Source organism: Lentimicrobiaceae bacterium (assembly GCA_028697555.1).
Lineage (GTDB): Bacteria > Bacteroidota > Bacteroidia > Bacteroidales > UBA4417 > UBA4417.
On the sequence record JAQVEX010000053.1, the window covers coordinates 1 to 17,466 of the forward strand.

Genomic DNA, 17,466 nt, shown 5'->3' on the forward strand with positions numbered 1-17,466 from the left:
TTGCAAAACAGGTTCGACTTCAATTACGGATTAAACTTGGCAATCAACCAAACTCATTTTTTTAAGTAAGACGAAAGTGGCAAAAACATATTCAGAAGTAGTAGATTTTTTATTTACGCAGTTGCCGATGTTTCAGCGCATTGGTGCTGCAGCGTACAAAGCCGATTTAAGCACAACCATCAGCTTGAATAATATTTTGGGCAATTTGCAAACCAAATATCCTGCGGTGCATATTGCTGGTACAAATGGCAAAGGTTCGGTTTCGCATTTTACAGCTTCTGTTCTACAAGAAAACGGTTTTAAGGTCGGACTTTTTACATCGCCGCATTTTAAGGATTTTACCGAGCGAATAAAAATCAACGGCAAACCCATAAGCGAAGACAAAGTCGTGGAGTTTGTCGAGCAAAACATGCAAATATTCAGCTCTATAAAGCCATCGTTTTTTGAATGGACTTTTGCCTTAGCGACTTGGTATTTTTACGAGCAAAAAGTCGATATTGCAGTCTTTGAAACAGGTATGGGTGGCAGGTTAGATTCAACAAACACCGTTAATCCTGTAATTACTTGCATTACCAACGTCGGATTAGACCACACACAGTTTTTAGGCGATACAGTAAGCTTAATTGCTGCCGAAAAGGCAGGAATAATAAAAGAAAACATTCCTATCGTTGTTGGAAGTCCCGAAGATGAAGCTTTTGATGTTATCAGCCGAAAGGCAAATCAACAAAACTCTAAGTTGTATAATTCGGAAATACTTTTCAAAGAAAAATACCATAACTTAATTAGTGATGAAGACAGAAGGCGACTTCAGGTAAAACTTGTCAACACCGAGACCAATAAGGGGTTTGAAGTAGAATCGCCTTTAATTGGGACTTACCAAATAAGCAATATTAAAACTGTTTTGTCTATTGTCTACGCTTTGCAGCAAAACAACATTATAAATATCGAAGATGCAACCGTTGTAAAAGGAATTAATAATTGCAACAAAAATGTTCCTTTGTTTGGCAGATGGCAGATTATGCAAACACAACCAACCGTCATCGCTGATGTTGCTCATAATATAAACGGTATTACGCAAGTAGTTGAACAACTCAAAAGCTACAATTACGAAAAATTACATATAGTTTTAGGCATGGCAAACGATAAAGATATCAGCGGAATGCTTGGTCTTTTACCGAAAGAAGCCGAATACTACTTTTGCAAAGCCGATGTGCCACGTGGTTTAGATGCTAATTTGCTGAAACAACAAGCACAAGCTTATAATTTATTTGGCGAAACTTTTTCATCTTGCAGCGTGGCTCTACAAAAAGCCATACAGTCTGCCAATATTACAGATGTGGTATTAGTAACAGGCAGTGTTTTTGTCGTTGCAGAAATTATTTAAGACAATTTTTCATATAATTGCATATTGGCAAAATTTTTGTCATATACAAATACGTATATATATAAATTAACCTTTAAAAAATCTACAATTATGAACTATAAATTTAAAGAATTACCATTCGCATACGACGCTCTTGAGCCTTATTTAGATGCAAGAACAATGGAGATACACTATTCCAAGCATCATAAAGGCTATTACGATAAATTTGTTGACGCTGTTAGCAAAACCGAATTTAATGGTTTGCCAATAGAAGAAATTTTTAAGCAAGCCAGCAAAGTTCCGGCAGCTGTTAGAAACAACGGCGGCGGATACTATAACCACGAACTATATTGGAATTGTGTAGGCGAAAATGGCGGTGGCGAGCCTAAAGGAAAGTTATTAGAAGCCATTAACAAGCAATTTGGAAGTTTTGAAGAGTTCAAAACCTTGTTTGAAAATGCAGCTGCAACACGTTTTGGTAGCGGTTGGGCATGGCTTTCGGTTAAACCCGATAATACATTATCTGTAAGTTCTACCGGAAATCAAGAAAATCCACTTTGGGATACGGCAGAATGCCAAGGTCAACCAATCCTTACAATTGACGTGTGGGAGCATGCTTACTATTTGAAGTACCAAAATCGTCGTCCCGACTTTATTAAAGAGTTTTGGAATGTAGTTGATTGGGAAAAAGTAGCCAAGAGATACGAAGAGATTGTAAAATAATAAACTTATAATTAGCAGTGTTTTTTAACATTGTATTTAATTGTTGTGGTGATAAAAGGAGCTATTCTAATAATATAGATAGCTCCTTATTTTTTGCAACACTAATATTAAAGAAACTAGTCAATAAACATTGTTAGTGCAAAAACTAATGTGAGTGTTGCGAAAATTTAAAAAAAAATTTTATAACTAGGAATTTTTCCAAAAAAAGATTTATTTTATTTTTCTAAAATATGAATAAACTCCTGCGTTTTGCTTGCATAGTGGTTTCTATTCTCTTCTCTGTCTGCTCTAAACCGTTGATAATCAGTTAGCACCAAGCCGTATTTTCCATATTTAGACATAGTGTTTTTTATATCTTCTATAGACATTAACCCTTCATTATTGTAACTAAGAAATATGTATTTGAATTGTGCTTGTTTGATAAGTTCTTCAAAACTGTTTCGAACAGTAGCTTTACTGCAATATTGTGATTTTTTATAAGTGCGTAAACCTGTTTTACCTTTAGGTGTAAACGAATCGTATTTTGCTATTGTATTTAGAATATGATAATTAGCCCCATATTGACGAGTGTTATATGGAGGATCTAGGTACAAAATGTCGCCTTCTATTTCTTTAATTAGCAAATTGCTATCTTTATTGAATACTTCGTGTTCATTATCGTTAAGACTATACTCAGCAGGTTCAAGAATTAATCTTTTTTGTGCAGTTTTTTTTAAATGTTTTAGAAAAGCTCCATATACAGATGCTGTATTTGCAACTTTATCAGCACTTTCAAGTAGGCTTGCAAGCAAGAAATAGTATAAACTGTCATCTATTTCTTTATTGTCTCGCCATTCTTTAATTTGCTGTCTTACAGCATCTATTTTCATTCCATTTTCATCTGAAAAATATTGTCTTCCACTACCACTCCCTGCACAATAATGGTTGTATATAAATCCTTCTTTAGGACTTAAATTATCTAAGAAGCTTAAATAATATTCTCTGTTTGGTATTTCTTGGTGATTTTCTATGTAATTTTTATTCAATACATAACTATAATACTCAAAATCATTAGCAATAACCTTTTTTACTTTATTTTTAAATGTGCGAGCAACAATTCCAGTGCCTGCAAAGATATCACAAAAAACTTTATCAGATAAATCTTTACCAACAACAGATTCTATTGTGGAAACTATAAATTTAGAAAGTTTATATTTTGAGCCTATATAATTCATTTTTAATACTTTATTTCTTTAAAATATATTTCTTTATCCTCACAATCAATTGAAAACTCTATGTAACGTAGTTTTAATATATTATTTTCTTTAGAAAAATTTCTAAAAGCATTTAGCAAATCTGATTGTGTAGACTTATTTTTTATTTTTCTTGCTATAACCATAGGCTCTATATCTGAAGGTCTGTTAGGTATATAGTATTGTTCAATCCAATCAATATACCTTTGTAATTGTTGCGTTATATAACAATTAGCCTCAGTAGATTTCAATTCTATTGGTATTAACTTTCTGTTTTTACCTTTGATTGAAAGCATTATATCGATCCTTTGCATCCCAACACCACATGAAACCTCATTAGCAATCCATTCAATCTTTTCATCTTTCAAAAAAGATAATTTTTCTAAATTCTGTAAAATATATGCCTGAAGGTGTGTTTCGAACTGTTTGTTTTTACAATATTTTTCTATCAACCTTGGTAAAATATTTATGGAAACTTTTCTCCCTTCATAAACATTGTGTCCTATTTTAGTTGTTATTTTTTGAGTTTTCGCATCAAAAGAAAAATTGTTACCATTTAGAGTCTTTTGCCTATTTTTATCACGTATTAACTTAACCAATCTTTCACTTTCATAAATAGCAACCATAGTATTACCCCTATTGCCTTTGAGTTTTCTATATATCAAACTCCAAAGCATTTGATTTGGGGAATTGATGTTTTTTATTTCATCAAGAGCTTCCCATTCAGTAACACCTTCAGAATAGACTTGATATGGTTTAATAATTGTTCTAAAAGTCAGAGATTTTTTTAATTCAGATTTCAAATACTGACTTCCATTATTATTATCTAAAAAAGAACTATTTGCTACTTCAAAAACACCGTAAAATTTACCTTCTTTTCTTCCTTCGCCATAATTTTGCTGTAAATAGAAAATTACTAAATCCCCAACTCTAACTCTCTGACTATCTGCAATCATACCCAAAAGATTCTTTTCTGTTGCGTGATGCAATTTACTTTCTGGCTTGTTATTAAAATCAATAACATTGTTTTTAGCTCCTGTTCCAGCAAACATATATTCAAGATGATACTTGAATGTTGTGGAATCTACTATAAATACGTGTGTTGTAGCCATATCATTCTTCTTCAGGATAAAGTTTTTTAAATACACTTTCTACAGCTTCCTCAGCAGCCATAGTACTTACTTTTTTTACGCTTGATTTTCTATATTCTACAGGGTCATACTGGTAACAACCGACACATCCTAAGTCTTCCGAATAATTTTCATCTCCTTCATAAAAATCAAAGGGATTACCTAAGATATTTCTAGCACTCCAGCGTTTGTCAGTTTTTTTACACTCCTTACATATTTGTCGTTTAGCATCGTTTGCAGCTTTACTTAGTGGCTGAAAGTCAGACAGTTTCTGTAATTTTGTATTTGACACTCTATGACAATCTTTCCTTCCATTTTTATGGTCAATTTCAATTCTTGTATTCTCAGAAGTGCCTTTAATTCCAAGCATTACACATTTTTTCTCACTATAATAGTCTTTGATATCTTTTCTAATATACTGATTAAAAACAGGTTCTTCATTAAATCCATTTAGACGGATAGCATCTATTGTATTACCTTTTGTTAGTCCCTTTTCAAATTCAACATTATATTTTCGAGCTAACGTAGAACTTTTTCGACACCAACTTCCTCCATTGCCAAGCTGTAATGATTTATATTTATCCACAAATTCGGAAACATATACCCATCTACTTACACCTTTTTCGTCTGGCTTAGCGAGTTCAATAAAAAGTTCTGTTTTTGTTTTTTTTGCCATATTAAAATTCTTTTTTAAAAATTAAAATATACTCATGTTTAAAAATAAAATAATCACTTTTTAAAGCTCTATATTTCCAAATTCCGCCTACACCTATTTTTCCACGATTTCCTTCAATATTTTTTACTATTATTCCTTTTAACTTAACTTTAAAAGTTTGTTTTATATTATCTAAAACGTAAAAAGCCAAAGGTACTACTTCGCTGTTTTTATATACATCACCTAAAACGATTGCAAAATAACGATTTTTATCCAAGAAAGAAATAGTATTTGCAACAGCTTTATTGAAAGTTGCTATATATGTTTCCAAATCATTTATTCGAGATAAGTCTTCTTTTTTGTCAGTGAATTTAATAATATCCATATATGGAGGGTGCATTATTGCAAACTGCACACTTTTTTGCCTTAATTCACTTAAAGCATTTTCAACTTTTTCTTTAAATTTTTCTTTATTGGTTGTATCGCATTTCACAAGTTTAAAGGTTGATTCGTCGGAATTTTCCATTTGAGTTTTGACGTAATTAATTATTTCTGTGTTGATATCAACACCCACAAAACCTCGATTTAACTTTTCACATTCGTACAACGTAGTACCACTTCCCAAAAAACTATCAAGTACAATTTCATTTTTTTTCGTGTATCGTCTAATTAGTTGATAAGGTATCTGCGGAATAAAATTACCGTGATAGATGTTAGCATGTTTTCCTGACTTATCTCTCTCATTTATTAACCAAAGACTGTCAGTATTAATATCTAACTCTTTCCAATTTTTCAAGTCTAAATCGTTATATTTCATAAATATATCTTGTTTGAAAAATTAAGACCAACACACTTTGTCCAGCAAAGGTACATTAAAATTTCATATAAAACTGCACTATACTATGAATATAAAAAATAATTTCTTAGAAAATCTATTATGATTTAGGCAACAAAATCTTATTTGATGATTTTTTGCAATGATTTATGATCACGTAAAAGGTGATAAGGAAAAAGCTACCGAACTCGGTAGCTTTTTTGCGTAATTATGAAAACAAATATACAACTATTCAAATGAAAGAATAGCTGTTTTAATAATACTTATAGCGTCTCTGAGTTGTTCTTCAGTAATAACCAAAGGTGGAGCAAAGCGAATAATATCGCCGTGAGTAGGCTTAGCCAATACTCCCAACTCTTTCATTTTAATACAAACGTCCCATGCTTCTTTACCGTTTTTAGGCTTAATAACTACAGCGTTAAGCATTCCTCTACCTCTAACGGTTTCAATCATTTCGCTGTCAATTTTACGCATTTCGCTTCTAAAAATTTCGCCTAAATATTCTGCTCTTTCGGCAAGTTTTTCGTTTTTAAGAACTTGTAAAGCAGCAATAGCAACTTTGGCTGCAAGCGGATTTCCACCGTAGGTTGAGCCGTGTTCGCCGGGTTGTATTGTAAGCATAATTTCATCGTCGGCTAAAACTGCCGAAATAGGCATAGCGCCGCCGCTAAGAGCTTTTCCTAAAACCAATATGTCGGGACGAACATTTTCGTGGTCGCAGGCTAATAATTTACCCGTACGAGCCAAACCTGTTTGCACTTCGTCGGCTATAAACAATACGTTGTATTTCTTACATAACTCGTATGCTTTTTTCAAATAGCCATCATCAGGAACAAAAACACCGGCCTCGCCTTGAATAGGCTCAACAATAAAACCTGCAACATTCGGGTCTTGAAGTTCTTTTTCCAATGCTTCCAAATCGTTGAAAGGTATTTTTACAAATCCTGGTGTATATGGACCGTAATCGGAATAAGCTACAGGGTCGGTTGACATGGAAACCATTGTAATGGTACGACCATGGAAGTTCTCTATACAGCAAATAATTTTAGCTTGGTTTTGTTCTATGCCTTTAACCTTATATGCCCACTTACGACAAAGTTTAAGAGCTGTTTCGTCGGCTTCGGCTCCCGAGTTCATTGGTAAAACTTTATCGTATCCAAAATATTCGGTAATATATTTTTCGTATATACCCAACATATTGCTGTAAAAAGCTCTTGACGTAAGCGTTAGGGTATTAGCTTGTTCAACCATAGCTTCCACAATTTTGGGATGACAATGCCCTTGATTGACTGCAGAATAGGCAGACAAAAAGTCGTAATACTGTTTTCCTTCCACATCCCAAACCAATGCACCTTTACCTTTGGCTATAACCACAGGTATTGGGTGGTAATTGTGTGCTCCGTATTTTTCCTCTAATTCCATAGCTTTGGCTGAGGTAAGCCCTTTTAACATTTCATTTATCATAATAATTAATTCTTTTTTTAAAACTACGGCAAAGTTAAATATAAATATTGTAATGGCAGGGATTTTTACAAATATTTTCATTGTGGTTAGATAAAACTATGAAAAGGAAGCTGTTCTGCGGTTTACATTGATAGCCGTTAGCTTTTGGCTCTTAGCCGTTGGCAGTGGTTGGTGGTCAGTGATGGGAATCCTTTGGCTTTTAGTATCTAAAATTAGAAATCAGAAGTTAGAAATTAGAATTTAGAATTTGCTATCGCTTGTTTGTTACTGATGGGCGAGGGCGTATCTGCGATTTTGTTAAACTGTTTTTGCAATGAACGTACTTCACTCTTTTCGTTTAGATTGTTTGTTACAGTAAGAAAAAGCAATAGCCAACAAACGTGCTTTTAAAAGGATGGCATACATTTCTTCTGAATGTAGTTCGAAATGAATCCTTAGTGAGAACGGGAAGTTCCGAGCTTGCTCGGAAATCACCCGCACGAACTTAGGATTTATGAGAACGCAATTCAGAAAAGAAATGTCAGCCTTGACTTTTTGGTTCTTTTGTGTCACCCGAGTACCGTATAAACGGTACGAGAGCATTGAGTACCTTTAAAATTAATACGGAACGAAATAACACAAAAGAACATAAAGAAAGATTGAAACATAACCATCTATCTAAAGTCTTTAAAATCCAATAGAAACCATATTTTGGGGAATGAGCATTTTCGGTACTACGGTACTTAGGTAGGCTTAGTATCACAAGCTTACAGGAATTAAACTGACATAGTTAAATGGTTCGGTGCTACGCACCTATCTTATGTTTATTGTTATGTTATTACAAATGGTACGCCGTTATACGGCTTACGTTGATTGCTTTTAGTCCAAAAGTTTCGGAATGTTGCGTGGTACAAGTTCCGAGTATTGTCCTGAAAATTATGGTTCACTCCTAACTCAGAACTTCGGACTTCCGTCTTCCAACTTCAACACCCAATAGCTACAAGTCAGTAAAATCATTCAAATGCTACGGCACTATCGCCTTTAACAAGTGGTAAGTATTTTAAAGATGGAGAAGCAATAAGTTCGCCTAATCCTAAGGTATCCCATTTGTTGTCTATATTGGCAATTGTTTCGGGATTCATTGTTACAATATTGGGCCATTTTCGGTCGAAAAAATTGTTTTGTCTGTTTTTGGAAGTTCCGTCAATGATTAAAGGTAGTTGAGGCATGTTGTTTTCGTTGAAACTAAAATAACAATCTCTTTCGGGGTCAATATTGTTTGCAACTAACCAAGTAATTGTAGAAAAATCCATATTTACAACTTCCGAATCAACTATAATTAGGTAATGAATTACATTTTCGATGTTTTTGTTTATGCTATTTACCAAATCGTATATTTCTATTTTATTTTCAAGACTTATAATAAGTGCAGGAAAATTAAGTTTAAGCAAACTGCTGTTGTACGTGAGTTTTGTGTTGTTTAAAAACATCAGAGTTTCTTCGGCATCGAATGTGTTTTTAATGTTGTTTTTAGAAGTCGCATCAAATCCGATTTTTGAACCGTATGCAAATTGAGTGCTTGCGTGGTCTAAGACATCGGTAGGACCGTTTGAAAAGCTAATATCAGTCAAAGGATTGACGTTTTGAGCAATAATTTTCAGCAACTCAAAGTAGTTTTTAAGGTTTACGTCTTCGTCGAAAACAAACAGGGCTTTATTAAACATCATTTGTCCGGCTCCCCACAATGCATTCATAACTTTATTAGCTTGTCCCGGATACGATTTTTTAATGTTAGCCAACACAATATTGTGAAAAACGCCTTCGTGAGGCATGTGCATATCTTTAAGTTCAGGCACTATTGCAAACTGAATTAGCGGCAAAAAAATTCTTTCGGTAGCCAAACCAAGCCATTTGTCCTCTTGCGGAGGTATTCCTACGATAGTTGTCGGGTAAATCGCATCTTTTTTATGAGTTATGCAAGTTACGTGAAATTTAGGATAATAATCGGCTAAGGAGTAAAAACCTGTATGGTCGCCGAAAGGACCTTCCAAAACTAATTCTTCATTCGGATCGACGTAACCTTCAATAACAAAATCGGCATCGTATGGTACGTAAATATCGTTGGTAATACACTTTACAAGTTTCACCTTTTTTTTACGCAAAAAACCGGCTAACAAATATTCGTTTATATTTTCGGGCAAAGGAGCCGATGCACAATAAGTATATATTGGGTCGCCGCCAAGCACGACTGATACAGGCATCAGCTTGTTTTGTTTTTTGTAGATTTGGTAATGAGATGCCGAATTTTTGTGCAGATGCCAATGCATACCTGTTTCGTTTTCTGAAAGGACTTGCATACGGTACATTCCTACATTTTGAATATTATTTTCGGGGTTGACGGTATGAACAATCGGTAATGTAATAAAAGGCGCAGCATCGTGTGTCCAACATTTTATTATTGGTAGTTCATTTAAGTTTGCTTGTCGGTTTATAACTTGCTGACAAATTCCCTTTCTGTTAGTTTTTTTTGGAAAAAAATTGCTAAGTTCGTTTAGCAAAGGCAATAGCTTTAGCTTATCTTTTAAGGTGTTTTTTGGTTCAAATAATTTCTCTATAATGTTATTGATTTCTCGTGCAGGTTTATCAATATCGCTGATGTTTAAAGCTTCGCAAAGTCTTTTGTCGGAAGCAAAAGCATTGATAAGTACAGGAAATTTTGAACCGTTATTTTCAAACAAAATTGCTTTGCCGTTGTTTTTAACCATACGGTCGGCTATTTCGCTTATTTCCAATTCGGTAGAAACAAAAGATTTTACTCTAACGATTTCATCAATCTGTTCAAGATTATGAACAAACTTTTGCATTCCGTAGTATTTTTGTTTCATAGTGTAATAAGCCAAATAGGTTGGCAATAATTATTTCATGTTACGTTTTACCATTTCTTCGACAATAAAAGATGCAACATCGTCGGCGTAAGTGTTCATGCCGAAGCCAGCATCATATCCGAGTTCTTTGGCAAGTTCGTGAGATATACGAGGTCCACCGCAAATCAAAATTATTTTATCTCTCAGATTTTCTGCTTCCAACATTTCAACCAATTCAGTCAGATTTTGTATGTGAACATCTTTTTGAGTTACCGTTTGCGACACGAGCAGAGCATCGGCTTTAAGTTCTATAGCTTTAGCAATAAAATCTTCGTTCAAAACCTGACTACCCATATTAAGAGCTTCAAACATTTCGTAGCGTTCCAAGCCGAAGTGTCCGGCATATCCTTTCATGTTCATAATAGCATCAATTCCAACGGTATGAGCGTCGGTTCCGGTGCTGGCGCCAACAACAACAACTTTTCTTCCGATATTTTCTTTAATATACTCGTTAGTCTCTTCCATGCTCATTGTTGTAGTTTCAACCTTCGGCACATATATTTTTGTGAAATCAATAGTGTGGGTGCAACTACCGTAACAATTAAAAAAAGTGAATCCTTCCGTCAGTTCTTTATAATAAACAACCATAGGATTATCAAAGCCCATAGCTCTCATAATTTGTTTGGCGGCTTCAACGGCTTCGGCATTGCACGAAACTGGTAGAGTGAAACTTAGCTGAACCTTGCCGTCGTTCATCGTATCGCCGTAAGGTTTAAGTTTTTTAAGGTCTAGGGTAGTATTGCCTTGTTTATTATCAGTTGTAAAACTACATCCACTCATAACAATTTATCCTTTCTATTTTATATTATTTCAAATTTGCGTTCATTAAACCTATAAACGGATTATAGTATGCATTGCCTTTTTGGACTACGCCATCAAGACCTTTGCCACCGTTTTTCGGTCGTTTTACATCGGCGAATATACCTTTTTCAAGAGCGTTAAATAAGCCTTCTTGTTCAATCTTTTTGAGTAAATCCAATGCTTCATCAAGTACTTGATGAGCTCTTTTTTGTATAATTCCGTTTTCTTTAAATTCAACATCGCTTCCCAAATCTTTCATGTTGTTGAATATGTATTTAGCATTTTCTATCGATAAATACCTATCGCTCATAAAAGGCGTGTGTACAGCTTCGGTCAGCATTCCCAAAAGTTGCAAACCTTGTCCTGTCCATATAGCAATTTGATTAAACAATGCGTTTTGCACGTGTCCTTTGAAAATATTGCCTGTCATGTATTTGGTTGGAGGCATGTATTTTAGAGGAGCTTTTGGGAAAATTTCTCTTGTCATTTGAGCTTGTGCAAGCTCGTACAAGAACCCGTTTGTAATGTCCGGATCCATTTCAAAAGCGTGTCCAAGTCCCATTTGTTCTTCGGGAAGACCAGCTGTTAGTGCCAATTGCTCATTTATAAGGTCGCTTGCAAGAACAGTTCTGGCTTCTTCGTAAGCATCTGATGTTGTAAGGTAGTTGTCTTCACCGGTATTGATAATAATTCCGGCAAATCCGTTGATAATTCGCGAAAAATATTGGTCAACCAATGTGCGTTGCATATTAATATCGCGGAACAAAATTCCGTACAGGGCATCGTTAAGCATAACGTCAAGACCTTCAAAAGCACCCATAACGGCAATTTCGGGCATACATAGTCCGGAACAATAGTTGCAAAGTCTTATGTATCTGCCAACTTCGTATCCAACTTCATCTAAGGCTTTACGCATAATTCGGAAATTTTCCTGAGTAGCGTAAGTTCCGCCAAAGCCTTCGGTTGTAGCACCATAAGGAACATAATCCAATAGGCTTTGTCCGGTAGTTCTGATAACAGCAATAATATCGGCTCCCTGACGAGCTGCAGCTTGTGCTTGTATAGTATCTTCGTAAATATTGCCGGTTGCAACTATAACGTACAAGTAAGGCATTGCACCTTCTCCAATTTCTGCAATGGTTTTTTCTCTATTTTTACGTTTTTCTGTAATCCTTTCTATAGATTTTGTTACGTAAGGTTTTAGTATGTTTTCTCTTTCGGTAAAAGAAATTGCAGGATACTGTGTGATGTCAATCTCGCCTGTATTAACTTTTTCGGCTATTTGCTGCGGCGTTAACGATGTTGCCACCATTGCATTTGAAAGATAATAAAGCAAACCCTGTGATAGCACGTTTTTGTCTTTCAAAAAATCGACAATAACGTTAGGGTAGGGTACTTCGTTTTCGTTTATCCCATCAATACCCATAAGGCGGGCTAGAGTTCTTTCTACAGCTACGGTTGTATAGTTTTCAACAAATTCCTGCACCGAGTTGGCAATGTTACTTGCAACTTTTCTGGCTTCTTCTACTTTGTTGAAATCAAGTCCTAATTTGCTTTTTTGTTCCATGTATATTTCTTTCTATATCAGTCTTTTGTTTTAATATGTTGTTTTGCTTTTTTTATCAGCTCTTCGTCAATTTTAAGTATTTCGGCGATGTTAATGGCGTCAAGCGGTGTGTCGCCGTCGTCTTTTATTAATGAATAATCCATAAATTTGTTCAGGTCGGCGACGCTACAATCTTGCGGTTCTTTGCCGTCGGTATTTAAGCCAACAACCCTTAGTCGTATGCAGTTTGAAACAATTCCGCTAAAGTGAGTTGTAACAATACTGTATGCCTTATACTTATCTAGTAAATTTATTATTGAGTTGACAAGTGCGGTTCCTTCAATAGGGTTTGTAGTACTTGCGGGTTCGTCGAGCAAGATTAGCACTTTTTTATTCTTTCTTATGGCTTTAATTACCTTGTCGAAGGTAACCAATTCGGCACCGAAAGATGAAAGTCCTTTTTCTATGCTTTGCGTGTCGGAAAAGTTACTTATAACCGTTTCAACCGGCACGATTTCGGCATGTTTTGCAGGGATAAAAAATCCAAATTGGAATAAATATTGGCAAAGCTGAACGGTTTTAAGTAGTACGGTTTTGCCACCCATATTTGCTCCTGTTATAAGTGTAGGTTTGTTTTCAATTTTAACAGAAACAGGTTGAACCTCTTTATTTTGTTTGTTTAATATATGTTTTAAGTGGGGATAATAAACAGATTCCAAAACTGTCTTGTCATCAGAAATAACAGGTCTTACAAAATCATTAAGCAAAACATATTTAGATTTTGCAAGAACGAAATCGGTATAAGCAACTTTTTCAAAATTTTGTTTAATGGTATCGTGATGCTCGTACAGTTGTCTGCTCAAATCTTCTCTTATTGAGTTTTCAAGCTGAACAATTTCGGAATAAATCTTTGCTTTGGCTTCTTCGTCGGTTGCTTCGGATAATTGTTTCCTTAGTTTGGCTATTTCCGGACTATATTCATCGTAGATGTAAAAATCGGCAACATTAAGATTATTTGGGTCAAGTACTTTTATAATGTCGCTGCTTTCTTCCAATTGCGGTTTGTAGTTGGGAAGATTTTTGCTCAAATTATAAATTTGATTGGCAATAATGGCAAAGCGTTTAATTTCAAAAAAATCAATATCGGTAAGAGTAACCCTGCCTTTGAGCCGTTCTAAAGAATAGTTGATTTCATTTACCTGATGGATTTGTAGCTTGATTTTCTTTAAAATTTTCAGAAATTCTGGGTCTTTACGATAATGTAAAAACAGGTCAACGGTGTCAAGCTCTTCCTTAATTTTATCAGGATTGGTGATAAACTTTTGATTTAGTGCGAACTTTTTACCCGCCGAACACAAAAATTCGTGGTGGTCGATAATGAACTTAACCCCTTCAACAGATTGGTATGCCTTATGTAAATTTAGTTCCATTGCTCTTGTTTTACATCTATTATGGGGTAATTAATTTGTTTTGACAGTGCCGCAACCAACTCTTCGGAGTTTAGTGTAAACCCTTTGGGAGAATATGGATTACAACATATAGCTACAAGTTTGGTTTTGTTGGCTACGTAAATTTCATTATTGTTTCGCAAAAATGTGTTTAGAGTTTTGTTGCTCAGAAAAACCTTGGTAAAATCGGCAACTATTAATTTGAATTTACCTTTTTTGCGTGTAATAATAGTCTCAAGAATCTTATCGGTAATAGCACCATTTGTAAAAATAGTATCACTTTTATCTAATTCGGAATGATTTATCTTGTCAATCAGCATAAGCGATTCTATTTTTAGATTTTTCCACGAATTTTTTTCATTATCAAAAATCCAAGTGTTGCTGATTTCGGTGTCGTATGCAGGCAAGTCGTGTTCCCATTGAGGAATGTTTACAATATTTACCCAATGTTTGGTTTTACTGACAATAGTATTGATATGTGGCGAAATAACGGCTCCCGTACACAAAACAATAGCTTCGGCAATTGCAGGTGATGCGTGGAACGAGCGAGAAATAGCACCATCTATCAAGATAATATCGGTGTTGATATTATTAATTGATTTTATTTGCTGTATTATTTCTTTTACCCACGATGTTTTATCGGGTCCGGCAATAATACATTTTCCGTCGCTCATAGCTTCGGCTGTAACCATACGTCCCATAGACGAACGCTGATTGCTTACGTTATGTATTTTTGCGTCTAACATTTTTTGCAGATAAAACTTTTCGGAGGTAACGAATATCATTCCTTTGTGTAGATTTATTTCAGGTTTTGCGGTAGTCGTTACCTGATCAACGCTTTCTCCGTCTAGTCCTATTGAAGTTAGAGCTACCCTTTTATTGTGGTCGAAGTACAGTCTATCTATGATATAATTTAAACAAGTAGTTTTTCCGGAATTTTTTTCTAAACCGGCAATTGAAACTGTATTATATTTAAGTAACTGTTCAACAAAGGACATACTCTAAAAAACACCTACAACTACTTTTATTTTTTATTTCTTTTGGTGCGCGACAAATTTTCGGGTTCAAGCGATATTTGTTTGCCTTTAAAAAGAGCGGCAACACCTTCAACATTACTGTCTTCGTTATCGCATTTGCAGATTTCGCTTTTATAGTCGGTAGGTTGGCTATAAGTACTAATAACTCCTTCGAAGTTGCGTAAAATAACTTTGTCGGGGCTTTGCGATATCAAATAGTTAGGCATTACAGGAATTTTGCCGCCACCACCAGGAGCATCAACTACAAAGGTTGGAACTGCATATCCGGAGGTGTGACCGCGTAGGTTTTCGATGATTTCTATACCTTTCGATACAGGAGTTCTGAAATGCTCTAATCCCATCGATAAGTCGCATTGGTAGATGTAGTAAGGTCTTACTCTAATTCTGACCAATCCTTGTACGAGGTCTTTCATTATTTTTGGGCAGTCGTTTACGCCTCTTAGTAAAACCGATTGGTTACCTAGCGGAATTCCGGCATCGGCAAGTTTTTCGCAAGCCAATTTCGATTCGGGTGTAATTTCGTTAGGATGATTAAAGTGAGTGTTCAACCATATTGGGTGATACTTTTTAAGCATGTTTACTAAGTCGTCGGTAATACGTTGCGGACAAACAACCGGAACGCGAGTACCAATACGAATAATTTCTACGTGAGGTATTTCTCTAAGTCGTTGAATTATAGATTCTAGCATATTATCACTAACCATAAGCGCATCTCCTCCGGAAAGTAGCACATCTCTAACTTGCGGTGTGCGAGCTATATAGTCTATGCCTGCTTGTATTCTCTCAGCCGGCGATGCTTTGTCGGTCTGACCTGCAAAACGTCTTCTGGTGCAGTGTCGGCAGTACATTGAACACATATCTGTTATCAGAAACAAAACTCTGTCGGGGTATCTGTGCGTTAACCCAGGAACCGGCGCATCTTCATCTTCGTGCAGAGGGTCGTTAAGGTCGGCAGCACTTATGTGCGTTTCCAATCCCGAAGGAATAGCTTGCTTACGAACGGGATCATTAGGATCGTCGGTATTTATTAAACTCAGATAGTAAGGCGTAATAGCCATACGTAGTGTTTCTAATGATTTTTTTACCCCTTCTTCTTCAGTTTTTGTAAGAGGGACATATTTCACAAGCTCGTCAAAAGTTTCTATTCTATTGCGAACTTGCCATTTCCAGTCGTTCCAATCTTGTTCCGAAACTTCGGGAAACATTCTTTGTTTGTTCGATTTTGTGTTCATTGTAGTGTTTTATCTGATTTTTAAACACATTGGACATACTCATAAGGTAAGTCCAATGTGCGAGAATATGTTAGTTCATCAAGAATTATTAAGCGTATAACTCTTGAAATATATTTCTTATTTTTTCCGATTCTCTAAGAATTTGAAGCGTAATTTCGGCGTGTCCTTTGGTATATCCGTTACCGACAATCATAGTAACGTCGCTACCAACACCTTCGGCTCCTAATGCAGCTTTTGTGAAGCTTGTAGCCATTGAGAAGAAATAAACAAGTCCGCTATCTTTGGTACAAAGAATACTTGTCATTTCCGTATCGGGGATGTTAACGTTGTTGATGGTAACATCGGCCATTTCGCCGTTTGTAAGCTCTTCAATTTTCTCGATAATAGGAACCGGATTTGTTGCATCGGCTGGGAAAACATGGTCGCAAAGTTCAAGTCCTTCTAGGCGCTTAGTACTTCTTTCGCTGTGTGTAATTCCAATAACTTTACCTGTAACTCCGGCACGTTTTTTTGCTTCGTAGCAGCAAAGCATACCTGATTTTCCGCCTGCTCCGATGATAATCACTGTATCGCCGGGTTTAACTAATTTGGCAGTTTGTGCAGGTGCTCCGGCAACGTCTAATGCCGATAGAGCTAATGTTTCCGGCATATCGGCAGGTATTTTTGCGTAAATTCCGCTTTCAAATAAAATAGCTTTTCCGTCTATATCAACTTGGTCAATGTCGGGACGGATTTCTTTAATTTTATCGATACGCAAAGGAGTAAGCGACAATGAAACGAGTGTAGCTATTTTGTCGCCAGGTTTTAAATCTATTTTACCTTCAAGTGCAGAACCTATTTTTTCAACTGTTCCAAGTAGCATTCCACCCGAGCCTGTCCATGGATTGCGGTGCTTACCTTGTTTTTCAACAATTTCCATCATTATTTCGGCTATTCTTTTTGGGTCGTTGTTAGCTCTGGCTTTGATGTCGGTAAACGATGCAGAGTCAACATTAAGGGTTTGCACGTCGATAAGAATTTCGTTGTCGTACAAAATATCCATGTTGTTATCTAACTTATTAGCCGGTTGTGGCAATACTCCTTTTGGTTCGATTACG

Annotated in this window: 14 protein-coding genes; 2 read left to right on the forward strand and 12 right to left on the reverse strand. The window is 35.6% G+C overall.

All coding sequences use genetic code 11. The annotated features are described in order from the left end of the window. The first annotated feature begins 76 nt into the window (after positions 1 to 76). Positions 77 to 1,384, forward strand: coding sequence for a bifunctional folylpolyglutamate synthase/dihydrofolate synthase (locus PHP31_08405; GenBank protein MDD3739296.1), 1,308 nt, complete (start codon positions 77 to 79; stop codon positions 1,382 to 1,384). A gap of 90 nt (positions 1,385 to 1,474) precedes the next feature. Further along, entirely contained in the window at positions 1,475 to 2,086 is a 612-nt protein-coding gene (locus tag PHP31_08410; GenBank protein ID MDD3739297.1) for a superoxide dismutase, read from the forward strand. A gap of 215 nt (positions 2,087 to 2,301) precedes the next feature. On the opposite strand, the gene PHP31_08415 is transcribed toward PHP31_08410, so the two are convergent. From PHP31_08415 to PHP31_08470, 12 genes are all read right to left on the reverse strand, one after another. Then, complete coding sequence (locus tag PHP31_08415) at positions 2,302 to 3,300, reverse strand: DNA adenine methylase (GenBank protein ID MDD3739298.1); 999 nt, start codon at positions 3,298 to 3,300, stop codon at positions 2,302 to 2,304. Positions 3,301 to 3,302: 2 nt separating this feature from the next. Next, a complete protein-coding gene (locus PHP31_08420) occupies positions 3,303 to 4,430 on the reverse strand; it encodes a hypothetical protein (GenBank protein MDD3739299.1) in 1,128 nt (375 codons plus the stop codon). A 1-nt stretch (position 4,431) separates the two neighbouring features. After that, on the reverse strand, positions 4,432 to 5,124 hold the full coding sequence (locus PHP31_08425) for a hypothetical protein (GenBank protein ID MDD3739300.1): 693 nt from the start codon (positions 5,122 to 5,124) through the stop codon (positions 4,432 to 4,434). Position 5,125: 1 nt separating this feature from the next. Beyond that, on the reverse strand, positions 5,126 to 5,920 hold the full coding sequence (locus tag PHP31_08430; protein ID MDD3739301.1) for a DNA methyltransferase: 795 nt from the start codon (positions 5,918 to 5,920) through the stop codon (positions 5,126 to 5,128). 246 nt (positions 5,921 to 6,166) lie between these two features. Beyond that, entirely contained in the window at positions 6,167 to 7,390 is a 1,224-nt protein-coding gene (gene rocD, locus PHP31_08435; protein ID MDD3739302.1) for an ornithine--oxo-acid transaminase, read from the reverse strand. Between the two features lie 1,004 nt (positions 7,391 to 8,394). Continuing rightward, the gene (locus tag PHP31_08440; protein MDD3739303.1) at positions 8,395 to 10,266 is read right to left on the reverse strand and encodes a menaquinone biosynthesis decarboxylase; all 1,872 of its coding nucleotides are present in this window, start codon (positions 10,264 to 10,266) and stop codon (positions 8,395 to 8,397) included. A 30-nt stretch (positions 10,267 to 10,296) separates the two neighbouring features. Beyond that, on the reverse strand, positions 10,297 to 11,085 hold the full coding sequence (locus PHP31_08445; protein ID MDD3739304.1) for an OAM dimerization domain-containing protein: 789 nt from the start codon (positions 11,083 to 11,085) through the stop codon (positions 10,297 to 10,299). Between the two features lie 25 nt (positions 11,086 to 11,110). Further along, positions 11,111 to 12,673, reverse strand: a complete 1,563-nt coding sequence (locus PHP31_08450) for a lysine 5,6-aminomutase subunit alpha (GenBank protein MDD3739305.1) — start codon at positions 12,671 to 12,673, stop codon at positions 11,111 to 11,113. Between the two features lie 17 nt (positions 12,674 to 12,690). Next, positions 12,691 to 14,082 (reverse strand): hypothetical protein, encoded by a 1,392-nt coding sequence (locus tag PHP31_08455; protein MDD3739306.1) that lies wholly within the window; start codon positions 14,080 to 14,082, stop codon positions 12,691 to 12,693. Then, the gene (locus PHP31_08460) at positions 14,073 to 15,098 is read right to left on the reverse strand and encodes a hypothetical protein (protein ID MDD3739307.1); all 1,026 of its coding nucleotides are present in this window, start codon (positions 15,096 to 15,098) and stop codon (positions 14,073 to 14,075) included. Before PHP31_08460 ends, PHP31_08455 begins: the two co-directional genes overlap by 10 nt. A gap of 26 nt (positions 15,099 to 15,124) precedes the next feature. Then, a complete protein-coding gene (gene ablA, locus PHP31_08465; GenBank protein MDD3739308.1) occupies positions 15,125 to 16,369 on the reverse strand; it encodes a lysine 2,3-aminomutase in 1,245 nt (414 codons plus the stop codon). An 88-nt stretch (positions 16,370 to 16,457) separates the two neighbouring features. Then, the coding region (locus PHP31_08470) for an L-erythro-3,5-diaminohexanoate dehydrogenase (GenBank protein MDD3739309.1) at positions 16,458 to 17,466 on the reverse strand (1,009 nt) is incomplete at its 5' end.

Excerpts from the sequence above, each read along its gene's own strand:
- PHP31_08410 (MDD3739297.1), top strand. The coding sequence starts at position 1,475 with ATGAACTATAAATTTAAAGAATTACCATTCGCATACGACGCTCTTGAG.
- PHP31_08415 (MDD3739298.1), bottom strand. The coding sequence starts at position 3,300 with ATGAATTATATAGGCTCAAAATATAAACTTTCTAAATTTATAGTTTCC.
- PHP31_08420 (MDD3739299.1), bottom strand. The coding sequence starts at position 4,430 with ATGGCTACAACACACGTATTTATAGTAGATTCCACAACATTCAAGTAT.
- PHP31_08425 (MDD3739300.1), bottom strand. The coding sequence starts at position 5,124 with ATGGCAAAAAAAACAAAAACAGAACTTTTTATTGAACTCGCTAAGCCA.
- PHP31_08430 (MDD3739301.1), bottom strand. The coding sequence starts at position 5,920 with ATGAAATATAACGATTTAGACTTGAAAAATTGGAAAGAGTTAGATATT.
- rocD (MDD3739302.1), bottom strand. The coding sequence starts at position 7,390 with ATGTTAAAAGGGCTTACCTCAGCCAAAGCTATGGAATTAGAGGAAAAA.
- PHP31_08440 (MDD3739303.1), bottom strand. The coding sequence starts at position 10,266 with ATGAAACAAAAATACTACGGAATGCAAAAGTTTGTTCATAATCTTGAA.
- PHP31_08445 (MDD3739304.1), bottom strand. The coding sequence starts at position 11,085 with ATGAGTGGATGTAGTTTTACAACTGATAATAAACAAGGCAATACTACC.
- PHP31_08450 (MDD3739305.1), bottom strand. The coding sequence starts at position 12,673 with ATGGAACAAAAAAGCAAATTAGGACTTGATTTCAACAAAGTAGAAGAA.
- PHP31_08455 (MDD3739306.1), bottom strand. The coding sequence starts at position 14,082 with ATGGAACTAAATTTACATAAGGCATACCAATCTGTTGAAGGGGTTAAG.
- PHP31_08460 (MDD3739307.1), bottom strand. The coding sequence starts at position 15,098 with ATGTCCTTTGTTGAACAGTTACTTAAATATAATACAGTTTCAATTGCC.
- ablA (MDD3739308.1), bottom strand. The coding sequence starts at position 16,369 with ATGAACACAAAATCGAACAAACAAAGAATGTTTCCCGAAGTTTCGGAA.